Below are 14,607 nucleotides of genomic sequence, written 5' to 3'. Positions count from 1 at the left end.
CCGGGCGACCGGCCGCCGGAGGGATCAAGAACTTGCAACACAACACCATGCGCACGCGCCTTTTGGCGTCGTCGATGATCTGCGCCGTCGCGGCCCTCTCGGCCCCGGCCTTCGCCCAGGACGCCACGGTCGAGGAGGTGATCATCACCGGCTCGCGGATCGCGCGTCAGGACTATATCGCCAACAGCCCGGTCTCGACGGTCACCGCCGAAGCCATCCAGGCCGTCGGCTCGACCACGACCGAGGAATTCCTCAACCGCCTGCCGCAGGTGGTGCCGGGCCTGTCCGCCGCCTCCAATAACCCGTCCGACGGCACCGCCACGGTCGATCTGCGCGGCCTTGGCTCGACGCGGACCCTGGTGCTGGTCAACGGCCGCCGCATGAACCCGGCGACCAAGCTGAACGCGGTCGATCTCAACAACATTCCCACCGCCCTGATCGAGCGGGTTGAGGTCGTCACGGGCGGCGCCTCGGCGGTGTACGGCTCCGACGCCTTGGCCGGTGTTGTGAACTTCGTGCTGAAGAACAACTTCGAAGGGGTCGAGGTCGGCGGCCAGTACGGCGTCAGCAAGTTTGGCGACGGCGAGACCACCAACGCCTATGTCATGGTCGGGGCCAATTCCCCCGATGGTCGCGGCAATGTCACGGCTTACGTCAACCTCTATGACCGCAACCGCATCCTGCCGAACAGCGACCGGCCCTACCTGACGACCTCCAACGCCGGCGGTTCGGGGACGGGCATCCGCGGGGGCCTGAACGCTATCGCGACCAACCCATTCGGCGGCTCGACCGGCAGCGCCCAGAACATCCGCTATTCGTTCAACAGCAACGGCACGCCACGTCCGTTCGTCAACGACTTCGGCCTTGGCCCGACCAGCGACCGGTACGACTTCACGCCGGTCAATAACATCCTGTCGCCGGGCAAGCGTTTCAACACCGTTGTCATGGGCCGTTATGACCTGACCGACAGCATCGAGTTCGTGGGCGAGCTCTTCTACACCGACAGCCGCAACGCCGCGCAGTTGGCCCCGACGCCCGCGACCGGAATTCAGATTCCGTACAACAACGCATTCGTCACGCCGCAACTGGCCACTCTGCTGGCCACTCGTCCAAACCCCACCGCGCCTATGTTCTTCGACCGCCGCATGGTCGAGGTCGGACCGCGTATCGACGAGCGCGACTCCGACATGTACCTGGCCAATGTCGGGCTGAAGGCCGACCTGGGCTCGGACTGGCGGGCTGAAGCCTTCTACAGCCACGGCCGCACGGAGTTCCGCTCCGGCATCCAGAACGACGTCTCACGCTCGAAGGTGGCGGCGGCTATCGCCGCGGGCGGCACGGCCACGACATGCGCGCCGTCGTCACTGGCGATCTTCCCCGGTTGTGTGCCGCTCAATATGTTCGGGGAGGGGACCATCACCCCGGCGGCCGCGAACTTCATCCGCTTGAACTTCACCGACAAGACGGTGTTCGAACGGAACACCGCCTCGGCCTTCGTCTCCGGCCCGCTGTTCAAACTGCCGGCGGGGGACCTCGCCGTCGCGATCGGCGCCGAATGGCGCAAGGACGAGCTGCAGTACACGCCCGACGCGGCCAAGGCCGCTGGCGACATCTTCGGCTTCAACGCCGAAAAGCCGGTGGGCGGCAGCACTAGCGTCAAGGAACTCTATGCGGAAGCCATGGTCCCACTGGTGTCCGGCGTCACCGGCGTCGAATATCTGGGCCTGGAGCTAGGCGCACGCTATTCGGACTACTCGTCGGTGGGCAGCGTCTACAGCTACAAGGTGGGACTGGAATATAAGCCGATCGACCAACTGCGCGTGCGCGGCATGTTCCAGCACGCCAGCCGCGCGCCGTCGGTTTTCGAACAGTTCCAGGCCGGCGACCAAGGCTTCTCCAACAGCCCCGACCCGTGCTCGACCGTGAACCTGACCACCGGCGCGGCGCGGACCCTGACACCGGCCGTCCGCGCCTTCTGCACCACGCAGCTGGGCTTCGATCCGGTGACCGTGGGCTTCGTCAACCAGAACACCCAGACCGAGTTCTTCTCGTTCGGCAATCCGGACCTGGACGAGGAGAAGTCCGACACCCTGACCGCCGGCCTTGTCTGGCAGCCCACTTTCGCTCCTGGTCTGACCGCCACGGTCGATTACTACGACATCGAGGTGAAGGGCTTCATCGGCACCATCAGCGGCGGCGTCAGCGGCATCGTCGGGGCCTGTTTCGACAGCGCCGACCTGACGTCCGACGCCTGTTTCAGCCAGGCGCTCGGCCTGCCGCTGATCTATCGTGACGCGTCCAGCCAGCTGAAGGTCCGGGCTCCCACCGGTAACGTCTCCGCACTGCGGACCAAGGGTGTCGACTTCGCCGTCAACTACGGATGGAACGTGCCGTGGGCTGGTGGAATCTGGGGCGAAAAGCTGGCCTTCGATCTCAATGTGACCTGGCTGCGAGACTGGTCTCTGGACGGCATCGACTACTCCGGCACCACAGGTTTCTACAACATCTCGACCACCCTGCCGGAATGGAAGGCCTCTCTGCGGATGGGCTATGATGTGGGTCCGGTTCGCCTGTCCTATACGGGCACGTACATCGACTCCCTCGACAACCAGGGCAACATTCCGGAGTTCGAGGACGGCGGCTATAGCGGCGTCAAGACCTACATCTACCACGACGTCTCGGCCCGTTGGACCGTCACTGAGAAGGTCGAGCTCACCGGCGGCATCCGCAATCTGACCAACAAGAAGCCTCCGGTGTTCGACAACTCCAACGACGGCAACACCGACCCCAACACCTACGACATCGTGGGTCGCAACTACTTCGTGGGCGCCAAGCTGCGGTTCTAAGCCAGCGCTACGAACGCCTTGGAACGGCGGGTCCAAACGGGCCCGCCGTTTTCATGCGCCGCTCCAGCGCAACCGGCGCAGGCTTTGCGCACGATAGATCAAGCGGCTGAAATATAAGGATAATCGTGCGCTAAATGCCGTGGTCTGCGCAGGGCGCATCCATTTAGAGCTTCCGGTTCGCGCGGGGTTCTTCGCGCGTGCATTTCTTGCCCCGGAGACCTCCCCATGGCCACCGTCGCCGAACTCGAAGCCGCTTACGAAGTCGTCACCCGCACCCCGCCGAACACGGCGCAAAAGCTGATCTTGTCGGACATGGCGGTCGCGAGCCAGAACGGAGTGATCACCGACGACCAGGCCTATGCCTATGTCCTGAAGCAGGCGGACGGCACGACCACGGTGGCGGCCCTGACCTACCAGTTCTTCACCGGCAAGCTGCCGACCGAGGCGGGCTTCGACTACTTGGTCAGCAGCACGGACAACGTTTCGGACCTGAATGACGCCTACTTCCAGGGCTTCAATTTCGAGAACCGCTTCATCAACTTCGCCGTCAATCTCGGCATCAATGGTGAGGGCAAGACCGCCTTCCAGGCCAAGTACGGCGCCTTGAGCATGCGCGAGGCGGTCGAGGTCGCCTACAACGAGATCATCGGCATCGCCCAGGCGCAGGACGCCGGCATCGATGTGCAGGCCGCGATCGGCAGCATCGTCGGCCGCGCGAATTACTTCGCCAGCATCGTCTATCCCGCCCCGCCGCCCGGTGCGCCGATCCCTCAACAAGACGGCTTGGCGGTGAAGGCCGCCATGGTCGGCTACATCATGGCCGAGGCCGTGAAGGCCAAGGTCGGCGTCTACTCCAACGGCGTCAGCAACTTCTACCTGGACCTGGCCGACGACGGCGAGGCGGACTTCAACGCCGATCTCAACGACTACGTCACCAGCGGCGGCGGAAGCGGCGGCCCGGGAATCCCGGGGAACGCGGTGGTGCTGGACTTTGACGCCTCGTACGACGTGGCGCCGGGTCAATTCACAGACAATGACGACACAGCCACCGGTGAGTTCGGGCCGAGCGCACTGGGCGACACCTTCCTGAACACCGGCAATGGTGCCGACAGACTGGGGACCGCGACAGATTTCGTCCAGGTGGACGGCTTCCCAGGCAAGACCCTGGCCATCGACCTCGGCGGTGGAAATGACAACGCCTGGATTCTTTTGAGCGAGCATGAGACCACGATCATCGACGGCGGCGCGGGGACAGACACCCTGACGCTGGATGGGTCCGTCAGCGACTGGAGCACCATCCGCGGCTTCGAAAACGTCGTGATCGACACCGGCACAGCCACAATCGACTTCGACTCGTTCAGCGACGTGAAGACGCTGACCATCAAGCCTGACGCCGCCAGCGAGATCGAGGTCCTGAATCTCGACGACGATGTGGCCGTCACCTTCGCGGGCGAGGGCGGTATCTTCATCGAGTACGCCTCCGAAAGCGGCGCGATCACCCTAGGCGCTTCAAAGCTTGGCCGGATCGCGGCCGCCGGCGATCTCGAAGACACGCTGACCCTGGTCGCAACGCGCGCCGCCACCGTGGGCGGGATCGACATTTCGGCGTCCACGCTGGTGGTGAAGGGAAACTACTCGCTCAACCTGGGCATAGTGGAGTTGGGCGGCGACGAGCGGACCATCGACCTGTCGGCGGTCAACAAGGACGTCAGCCTTTTCTATGTGGCTTCCCAGGAGACGGAGACCACGCTCCTCTTGGGCGGCGGAGACGATAGCCTGGGCCTAATCTTCGACGGCCAGGTCGCGGTAACCTTGGGCGCTGGCGATGACACCGTCACTATCGACGCCGACAGCAGCTTCAACATCGGCGAGTTCGGCGCCGACGGCATGTTTGAAACGCTGACCCAGATAACCGACTTCGACGTCGATGAAGACGCGATCGTGATGTCCGCCTTCAGCGGCTATCGCGCCCTGTCCGCCGGCTTCTTTATCGGCGTTGCGGAGACCGACGAAGCGCAATTCGCCAAGGTGCATGAGGAGCTTGCCGGGCAGGCGAACGACAGCTTCACCGCTTTTGAGGCCGCGGATGGCTCCGGCGTCTTCATCTACGGCAACGCGACCGCCGGCAATGCCTTCGACGACTGGTACGTCAAACTCGTCGGCGTCTCGCTGGACGAGCTTCGCATCACCGACGACGCCATCACCGGCGCCTGACCGCCGTCCCAGACCAGCGTCGAATGGCGCTGACATCGGGCGGCGGGTCCCCTAGCTCAACGCCACGGTGGGAAAGCCGGCCTTCTGGGCCGGCTTTCTTTATGGGCGTCAGTCCACCATCCGGGGGGCCAGAACGGTCGCGCCCTGGCCGCGCAGGCGGGCGTCCAGCATCTGGTCCATGACCGCCTCGGCCCGCGGGTCGCCCAGCAGCCAGCCGGCGGCGGCCACGGCGCGGGCGCTGTCGGCGCTGACGCCAAAGGCGCGCTCCAGGGCCTCGAAGGCGCTCTTGGGGCCGCCCACGCGCTTGAGGCGCACGTCCCCCTTCAGCTTGGCCAGAGTCTTGGCTTGCTCGACCGCGTCATAGAAGCCGCCGATCTGATCGACCAGACCCAGGTCCTTGGCCTGGGCGCCGGTCCAGACGCGACCCTTGGCGATCTCCGCCACGCGGTCGGCCGGCAGCTTGCGGCCACGGGACACCCGCTCGATGAAGTCGCTATAGGTTCCGCTGATCCAGCGTTCATAGCCGGCGCGCTGGGCGGGGCTCCAGGCCTCGCCCATGGCGTTGGTTCCGGCGTACTCGCCGCCGACGGTCAGCTCACGGGCGTCGACGCCAAAGCGGGCCAGACCCTCGCCCACGGCGAACTTGCCGCCGTACACGCCGATGGAGCCGGTGAGGGTGCTGGGCTGGCTGACGATCGACGAGGCCTCCGACGCGATCCAGTAGCCGCCGGACGCCGCATAGGCGCCCATGGAGACCACCACCGGCTTGCCCGCCGCCTTGGCCGCGCGCACGGCCGCCAGGATCTGTTCGGACGCTGTGCTGGACCCGCCGGGCGACGAGACGCGAAAGACGATGGCCTTGACCTCGTCGTCGGCGATGGCCTGGTAGAAGGCCTTGGCCACGTCGTCGGAATAGATGACCTGATCGGTCGAGAAGGGGCTGCCCCGGTCGCCGGTGCCGGTCATGATCGGACCCTCGGCGCCGATCACCGCGATGGCCGATCCGCCCAGGGTCGGGGCGTTGCGGCGGGCGCGGGCGGCGTAGTCGTCGAACTCCACCAGCACAGCGCCCTTGCCGGCGCGCTTGAGGGCCTGGGCCTCGGCTTCCTTCACCTGGCCGACCTTGTCGATCAGACCCAGGGTCAGGGCGTCCGCGGCCATATAAGGGCCGGCCTCGATGGTGCGGCGCAGGACGGCGACGTCCTTCTTGCGGTCCGCCGCGACGGCGGTCAGGGCGCTCTCATAGACCGAAGTCATCCACCCCAGCTGCGACTCGCGGTGGGCGGGGGTGTAGTCGTCGTAGAGGTAGGGGTTGATGGCGGTCTTGTATTCCGAGCGCTGGGCGAACTCGGCCTTGACGCCATACTTGTCGAACAGGCGCTTGAGGAAGACGTCCTCGGCGAAGATGCCCGTCGCCTGGAACGGCGCGCCCGGCTGCATCCATAGTTCGTCGGCCGACGCGCCGACCATGTAGGTCGATGTGACAATGCCCGAGGGATAGAGCCCCTGGCTGTGGACGATCACGCTCTTGCCGGCGGCGCGCAGGCGTTTGAACGCGCCGCGCAGCTCGTCGGCGGCCGCGGGGGTCATGCCGCCCTCGGGCAGGCGCACGAACAGGCCCTCGACCTTGTCGTCCCTTTCGGCGCGCCGCAGGGTCTCGATGGTCGAGATGACCGACGGACGCCCGCCCAGCACCGCCAGGGCGGTCATGCTGTCCTGGTCGCTCATCCCCTGGCGCAGGTCCAGCGAGACCACGGCGTGGGTCGGCGTGGCCGGCGGCGCCGCCGCGCCAGCGGCCAAGACGATCAGCAGGAATGGAATCCCGATCAGGAACAGGGCCAGGCCCACGAACACGCCGGCGACGGTCAGAAGAAACTGTTTCATCAAGGGTCCTGTCTGCTGCGCCGCAAACTAACGGAATTCGCCAAACAGGAAATGGCCCGGCGGATTAAGAAATGGCCATGGACGGCCGCCTCCCCGGGCGAGGGGAGCACAATGTGCAAATGTTGGGGGGAAGATGGTCGGAGTGGCAGGATTCGAACCTGCGACCCCCGCGTCCCGAACGCGGTGCTCTACCAGACTGAGCCACACTCCGACTTGAGGAGGGGGCTTATAGGGGAGGGCGCTTGCCTCTGCAAGCGACGGAGAAGCCCGACGGATAAAATCCGCAAAAGGCCGTCACAGCCCCGTTGCATCCGCAAATCGCCTGCGCTATTCCCACGCCCTCGCCGACGCCCCCCAGGGGTGTTCGCCGTTCCTGCTGGGGAATGGTGTAATGGTAACACTGCGGTTTTTGGTACCGTCATTCTAGGTTCGAGTCCTAGTTCCCCAGCCACTTCCTTTTCCTCAGATGATCGTCACGCCCGCTGCGGCGCCGGCGTTATTCCAATCTCGTCTTGACCATCGGCGCGGCGGCGACTGACATCGCGCCCTTGGGTCCTGGGGGATTGAATGAACAACCGCATCGTTTTCGCCGCCGCATTGGCGGCCAGTGTCAGCCTGACCGCGCTTTGCGGCGCCGCGAGCGCCCAGGCGCCGGCCGCTCCGCCCGCCGCCGATGCGGCGGCCTCGACCACCGCCGCCTTCCGCAAGATCGCCGACGCCGAGTGGGCCTGGCGCCAGAAGGAGACGCCGCAGCGCGGCTCGCCCATGCTGCCCGACGTCAGCGCCGCCGCCGAGGCGCGCCGCCTGGCCTATTGGATCGAGGTGCAAAAGCAGCTGAAGACCATCGATCCGTCGGTGCTGCCGATCTCCGAGCGCACGACCTATGCGGTCTACAAGCATCAGATCGACAACTTCGTCGAGGACGGCCGCTTCAAGCTGCACGAGATGCCGTTCAACGCCGACAGCTCGTTCTGGGCCGGGGTGGCGGGCCAAGCCCGCCGGGCCATGACCAGCACCGCCGACTACGAGCAGTACCTGTCGCGCCTGCGTGGCGTGCCGCGTTATTACGACGATCAGATCGACAACATGCGCGCGGGCCTCAAGCGCGGCTTCAGCCAGCCCCGCGCCGCCCTGGCCGGGCGTGACGTCTCGATCGCCACCGTCGCCGAGGTGACCGATCCGAAGGCCAACCTGTTCTACGAGCCCTTCGTGAACATGAGCCGGAATGTGCCGGCCGCCGACCAGGCCCGCCTGCGCGCCGAGGCCGAGACGGTGATCGGCCAGGCGGTGATTCCCGCGCACCAGAAGCTGCTGACCTTCATGCGCACTGAATACATGCCCAAGGCGCGCACCACCCTGGGCGCCAGCGAGCTGCCGGACGGCAAGGCCTTCTACCAGTCGCAGATCCGGCAATACACGACCACCGACCTGACCCCCGACCAGATCCACCAGATCGGCCTGAAGGAAGTCGCCCGCATCGAAGCGGAGATGGGCGTGATCAAGGACAAGGTCGGCTTCAAGGGCGACCTGAAGGCCTTCAACACCTTCCTCAAGACCGACCCGCAGTTCAAGTTCGACAAGCCTGAGCACCTGCTGTGGTACGGGGCCTGGATCAACAAGAAGGTCGATGGCCAGCTGGAGCGCTTCTTCGGCAAGCTGGCGCCCACGCCCTTCACCCTGATCCCGGTGCCGGCCAACATCGCGCCGTTCTACACCGCCGGTCGCGGCGGCAACGGCTCGTGCCAGCTGAACACCTACGACCTGCCGTCGCGCCCGAAGTATAATCTCGCCGCCCTGACGGTGCATGAGTGCAGCCCCGGCCACGCCTTCCAGGGTCTGGTCCAGCGCGACATCAAGGGCCTGCCGCCGTACCGCACCCAGACCTACATCTCGGCCTATGGCGAGGGCTGGGGCCTCTATACCGAGAAGTTGGGCATTGAGATGGGCGTGTATGAGACGCCGTACGACGACTACGGCCGCCTGACCTATGAGATGTGGCGCGCCGCACGTCTGGTGATCGATACGGGCGTCCATTCCAAGGGGTGGACTCGCGACCAGGCCCTGGCCTATCTGCGCGACCACACGGCCCTGTCGGACCATGAGGTGGCGACCGAGATCGACCGCTACATCACCTGGCCGGGTCAGGCCCTGGCCTACAAGCTGGGCGAGATCGAGATTCTGCGCATCCGGGCCAAGGCCGAAGCGGAGCTGGGGCCCAAGTTCGACATCAAGGCCTTCCACGACCGCTTCCTGGCCCTGGGTGTCGCCACCCTTCCGGCCCTGGCGGACGAGATGGACGACTTCATCGCCCAGAGCAAAGCCGCGCCGACCCCGGCCAGCTGAACCTAGCCTCAATAATCAGCTCCAAATGGCGGGACCTTATCCAGGCCCCGCCATTTTTTTGCCCTGAGCGACGACAGCCGCGGTTGGCGAAATGACCCCGGTGTCATTCAAGATGATCCCGGTGTCATTTTGACCATTGCGGCAAAACAACCGCTGGGGGAAATGTTAGCGGTCACAAAAAGTGATGTCAGCGCTGTCAAAAGCGCTTTTCGCGCATTGACCGGCCACATTTCGCAATGTTACCGGTACCTCAGTCGCCGTTAAGTTGTCGCCTTTCAGACTCGAATTAGGGTCGCCCGAGGTAAAACTGACTTCGACGTCAAAAATAACCTAAGCCCGGGCCAAAGGGCGCAAATTTGGGGGAACGACCATGATTAGGCGTCACAGCCTGAAGACATCCGCGTCCTTGTTCGCCATGTCCGCCGCCCTGCTGGCGGCCGGTCATGCATCCGCACAGGACGCCGGCACCGAAGTCGATGCGGTCATCGTGACCGGTATCCGCGCGTCCCTGGACCGCGCTCTGGCGATCAAGCGTGAGAACAGCGGCGTGGTCGAAGCCATCGCCGCCGAGGACATCGGCAAATTCCCCGACACCAACCTGGCGGAGTCGCTTCAGCGCATCCCGGGCGTGGCCATCGACCGCACCAACGGCGAGGGCTCGGAAGTCACCGTCCGGGGCTTTGGCGGCGGGTTCAATCTGGTGACCGTCAACGGCCGCTCCATGCCTACGGCCAACGTCCGCACGGTGGGCGGCGACCAGTCGGCGGACTTCGCCGGCGGCACCAGTCGCTCCTTCGACTTCTCCAACCTCGCCTCCGAAGGCGTCAGCACGCTGGAGGTCTACAAGACCGGCCGCGCGGCGATCCCGTCGGGCGGCATCGGCGCCAGCATCAACGTCCGCACCCGTCGCCCGCTCGAGGCCCGCGAACCGGGCTTCAGCGGCAGCGTCGGGGTCAAGGGCCTGTACGACACCGGCATCGACGAGAAGCTTGAGGACGCCGACAAGATCACCCCGGAACTGTCGGGCCTCATCAATTGGATGAACGACAGCGAGACCTTCGGCGTCGCTCTGTTCGGCAGCTATCAGAAGCGCAATTTCACCAGCCGCAGCGCCACCTCCAACGAGTGGAACATCCGCACGTATGGCGAATTCATCAACCCGGCCAACGGCTTCGTGCGCGCCAACAACGCCACCCAGATCACCAACGCGCCGTCCAACGCCAGCACACTGGTCGCGATCCCCAACGACAGCCGCTATCACTTCTCGCAAGGCGAGCGCGAGCGGGTCAACGGCCAGCTGACCCTGCAGTGGAAGCCGACGGACACCCTGACCCTGACGGCCGACGCTCTCTACGCCGAGAACTCGTCCTTCGAGCGTCGGAACGACCAGAGCAACTGGTTCAACCGTCCCTTTGACCGCGTGACCTTCGACAGCAATCCGGTGGTGGCCACGGCGGTCTTCCTGCAGGAGAACCTGTCGGGCGTGAAGGATGTGGGTTTCGAGCAGCAATACCGAGCCAACAAGGACACGCTGGAATCCTACGCCGGCAACGCCACCTGGGAGCTGACCGACCGGTTCACGGTCTCCCTGGACGGTCACATCTCCAAGTCGGATAGCCTGCCCGACGCCCGCAACGGCGCCAGCTCCACGGCGGTGGCCATCGGCGCGCCGGTGATCTCGTCTCACTCGGTCGACTACGGCGGCAAGATTCCGATCCAGTCGGTGACGATCAACGACCGCACCGGCAACGCCAATGGCAATGGAACCCTCGACATTGGCGATCTGGGTTCTCAGGTGGCGCGGACCTGGTCCCAGTCCCAGACCCAGAAGGTCAAGGAGATCCGCGTCGACGCTGGTTATGAGCTGGACGACAATGGCAGCCGCTTCGACTTCGGCGCCAACTATCGCAATTCCAAGATGCGCCAGGAGTCCCTCTCGACGCAGCAGGATCTGGGCAGCTGGGGCATCTCCAATCCGCGGGATGTAAGCCAGTACGCCGGCAATCTGGTCGAAAGCTTCTGCCTGGCCTGCCGTTTCGACAAGTTCGACGCCGGCCAGTCCGGCGCCGGTCTCGTCGCCTTCCGCGCCGACGCCATCGATCTGTACGACGCCCTGTCTCCGGTCTACGCCGCCCGCGGCAACGCGGTGGGCGTCACCGGCCAGAACGACAACCGCGTCGATGAAGACATCTGGGCCGTCTATGGCCAGCTGACCTGGCGTGGCGAAATCGGCGGCCGCAACGCCACCCTGGTGGCCGGCGTCCGCTATGAGCAGACCAAGGTCGACTCCATCTCGCTGGTGCGGCGCCCCCCGCGCCATCCTGTGGACCGCGGACAACGACTTCGCCGTGGCGACCTCGAACACCTACGAGCCGATCTCCGGCTCGGGCAAGTACAACAACCTGCTGCCGGCGCTCGATTTCTCGATCGACCTGCGGGATGACCTGGTCGGCCGCTTCTCGTTCAGCCGCACCATCGCGCGTCCGGACTTTGGCAATCTGTTCGCCGCCGCCGCCGCCAACCAGCCAAACCGGCCGACCGCCAACGGCGCGGTGCCTCTGGGCACGTCGGGCAACCCCGATCTCGACCCGCTGATCTCGGACAACTTCGATGTGTCGCTGGAGTGGTACTACAAGCCGTCCAGCTACATCTCGGCCGGCTTCTTCGAAAAGCGGGTCAACAACTTCGTCGGCACCGGCACCATCGAGCGCAACCTGTTCGGCCTGCGCGATCCCAGCACCGGCCTGCCGGGCACCCGATCGGGCACGGCGCGAGAGTTGCTCACGGGGCTCGGCGCCGACCAGACCGACGTCAACCTCTTCACCATGACGGCGCTGCTCCAGACCACCGGTTCAGCCGACGCGGCCCGCGCCCAGTTCCAGGCCAACCGCGCGCCGGGGGGCGATCTCAACCAGGCCTTCGTCGATCAGATCCTGTCGAGCGTCGACATCGAGGCCAACGCCGCGGATCCGCTCTACAGCTTCAACGTGGCCCAGCCGATCAACAACCGCACCGGCAAGATCCACGGCTTCGAAATCGCGGCTCAGCACTTCTTCGGCGACACCGGCTTCGGCGTCGCGGGGGCCTACACCATGGTGGATGGCGACGTCGGCTTCGACATCGGCTCCGACCCCAGCGAGGACCAGTTCGCCCTGCTCGGGCTCAGCGATACGGCCAACGCCACGCTGATCTACGACAAGAACGGGATCTCGGCCCGGATCGCCTACAACTGGCGGGCCAAGTACCTGTCCGCCACGAACCGCGGGGAAGGGCGCAACCCGGTCTTTGTCGAACCCTTTGGCCAGCTGGACTTCAACATCAGCTACGACGTCACCGAGAAGCTGGCGATTTCCTTCGAAGGCATCAACCTGACCAAGGAGAACTTGCGGACCTACGCTCGTGATCCCAACCAGCTCTGGTACGCGCAGGAACTCGACACCCGCTATCTCCTGGGCGCCCGCTATCGCTTCTAGTCGGACCCGTCCAAGGTGAGGGGAGGGGCCGCTGCTCCCACAGCGGCCCCTTTCTTGCCTCCGGCGTGGCGCGGACGGACAGTGCGGGAATGGCGAACATGACCAACCTGATGTTGCTCAACAACATCGACCACATGGACCTGCGGGTGATCACCCGGCACGGGCCTCGGTACGGCGACGCCGTGAACCAGGCGCTGGTCTTTCCCACCGAGTTCGACGAACTCCAGCGCGAATACCCGATCTTCTTCCGCCGCGATGCGAACGGCCAATTGCAGTCCGTCGTGTTGCTCGGCCTGGATCGCGACGAAAACCTGTTCCTGGACGGCGACGCCTGGCAGGCCCGTTACGTTCCCGCCGTCCATCGGCGCGGCCCGTTCTCCATCGGCGTCCAGCAAGGGTCGGCCGAGCCGATGATCCATGTGGATGTCGCCCATCCCCGCATCAGCCGGACGGAGGGCGAGCCGCTGTTTCTGCCCGCCGGCGGCAATGCGCCCTACCTGCAGCAGATCACCCGCACCCTGGGCGCGCTCTACGAAGGGCTCGACGCCAGCAAGGCGATGTTCGCCGTCTTCGAACGGCTGGAGCTGATCGAGCCGGTCGCTGTCGGAATCCGTCTGGACGAAACGGTCGAGTACGACGTCCCTGGCCTGCTGACCATCGATCAGGAGCGGCTCGCCCGCCTGGCCGGCGCCGACCTTGAACAGGTTCATCAGTCGGGTCTGCTGCGGCTGGCTCACAGCGTCATGTCGTCCCTCGGCAATATCGGTCGCCTGATCGAGCTGAAGAACCGCAAGCGGGCGACCGCGTGATGATCGACGTCGTGCGCCGGACCGAGGTCGTCGAGGGTGTGGCGCCCCAGGACATCGACTTCGACGCCATCCTGCACGGCCAGCAGCCGAAGGTCTTCAAGGGCATGGCCCGCGACTGGCCGCTGGTGCGCGAGGGCCTGAAGTCGCCGCAGGCGGCCATGGCCTATATCGCCACCCACGACAGCGGCCAGCCCGTCGTCGCCTATGAAGGCGACCCGGCGATCAGGGGCCGCTTCTTCTATGACGAGGACCGCGGCGGCATGAACTTTCAGGCCGGGCGCGTGCGCCTGGCTGAGTTCATGGACCGGATCGCGACCCACCTCGACGATCCCGACGCGCCGTCGCTCTATGTCGGCTCCACCGATATCGACACCTACCTGCCGGGTCTGCGCGCCGAGAACGATCTGGCCGTTCCCTCGGCGGTGTTCGGCGAGCAAGGGCCGCTGGTCGGCATCTGGCTGGGCAACCGCACCACCGCCACCGCCCACTATGACATGTCCAACAATATCGCCTGCTGCGCGGTCGGCCGGCGCCGCTTCACCCTGTTTCCGCCCGATCAGGTCGCCAATCTCTATCCCGGCCCCCTGGAGCCGACCCCCGGCGGTCAGGTGGTCAGCATGGTCGATTTCGAGAACCCTGACCTCAACCGTCATCCTCGTTTCACCGACGCCATGGCCGCCGCCCAGATGGCCGAGCTGGAGCCGGGCGACGTGCTGATCTACCCCGCCCTGTGGTGGCACCACGTCCAGGCGCTCGATCCCTTCAACGTGCTGGTCAACTACTGGTGGAACACCGCGCCCGGCTTCATGGACACCCCCATGAACACCCTGCTGCACGGGCTGCTCAGCCTGCGCGACCGCCCCGACTTCGAGAAGCAGGCCTGGCGCCGGCTGTTCGACTACTACCTTTTCGGCCCCTCTGACCGTGCTGGCGCACACCTGCCTGAACAGATGCGTGGCCCCCTCGGACCCATGGACGCGATACAGGCCCGCCGCCTGCGCGCCCAACTGCTCAATCGCCTCAACCGCTGACGGGAGA

6 protein-coding genes, 2 tRNA genes and 1 pseudogene are annotated in these 14,607 nt (G+C 65.4%); 7 read left to right on the top strand and 2 right to left on the bottom strand.

Going from position 1 to position 14,607, the window contains the following annotated elements; all coding sequences use genetic code 11:
• Positions 1–32: 32 nt before the first annotated feature.
• Positions 33–2,846: a TonB-dependent receptor plug domain-containing protein gene (locus O5K31_RS12930; protein WP_269714010.1), complete on the top strand. Its 2,814-nt coding sequence runs from the start codon at positions 33–35 to the stop codon at positions 2,844–2,846.
• A gap of 225 nt (positions 2,847–3,071) precedes the next feature.
• Positions 3,072–5,060, top strand: a complete 1,989-nt coding sequence (locus O5K31_RS12925) for a hypothetical protein (protein ID WP_269714009.1) — start codon at positions 3,072–3,074, stop codon at positions 5,058–5,060.
• Positions 5,061–5,168: 108 nt separating this feature from the next.
• Here the strand turns inward: O5K31_RS12925 and sppA are convergent, their stop codons facing one another.
• The gene (gene sppA / locus O5K31_RS12920) at positions 5,169–6,944 is read right to left on the bottom strand and encodes a signal peptide peptidase SppA (protein WP_269714008.1); all 1,776 of its coding nucleotides are present in this window, start codon (positions 6,942–6,944) and stop codon (positions 5,169–5,171) included.
• A 134-nt stretch (positions 6,945–7,078) separates the two neighbouring features.
• Positions 7,079–7,155: transfer RNA gene (locus O5K31_RS12915), tRNA-Pro, on the bottom strand.
• A 166-nt stretch (positions 7,156–7,321) separates the two neighbouring features.
• Between O5K31_RS12915 and O5K31_RS12910 the strand changes: the two genes are divergently transcribed.
• The 5 genes and pseudogenes from O5K31_RS12910 (at position 7,322) to O5K31_RS12890 (ending at position 14,600) form a co-directional block, all read left to right on the top strand.
• Positions 7,322–7,395 (top strand) — tRNA-Gln (locus O5K31_RS12910).
• Positions 7,396–7,511: 116 nt separating this feature from the next.
• The gene (locus tag O5K31_RS12905) at positions 7,512–9,287 is read left to right on the top strand and encodes a DUF885 domain-containing protein (protein ID WP_269714007.1); all 1,776 of its coding nucleotides are present in this window, start codon (positions 7,512–7,514) and stop codon (positions 9,285–9,287) included.
• A 370-nt stretch (positions 9,288–9,657) separates the two neighbouring features.
• Positions 9,658–12,760: pseudogene (locus O5K31_RS12900) on the top strand (TonB-dependent receptor).
• A 98-nt stretch (positions 12,761–12,858) separates the two neighbouring features.
• Complete coding sequence (locus tag O5K31_RS12895; protein WP_269717056.1) at positions 12,859–13,569, top strand: SapC family protein; 711 nt, start codon at positions 12,859–12,861, stop codon at positions 13,567–13,569.
• Complete coding sequence (locus O5K31_RS12890) at positions 13,569–14,600, top strand: cupin-like domain-containing protein (RefSeq protein WP_269714006.1); 1,032 nt, start codon at positions 13,569–13,571, stop codon at positions 14,598–14,600. Before O5K31_RS12895 ends, O5K31_RS12890 begins: the two co-directional genes overlap by 1 nt.
• Positions 14,601–14,607: the final 7 nt, after the last annotated feature.

It is taken from the genome of Caulobacter sp. NIBR2454 (assembly GCF_027474405.1).
Lineage (GTDB): Bacteria > Pseudomonadota > Alphaproteobacteria > Caulobacterales > Caulobacteraceae > Caulobacter.
Note: the sequence above shows the minus strand (reverse complement) of the source record. Positions and strands in the feature narration are given on the sequence as shown.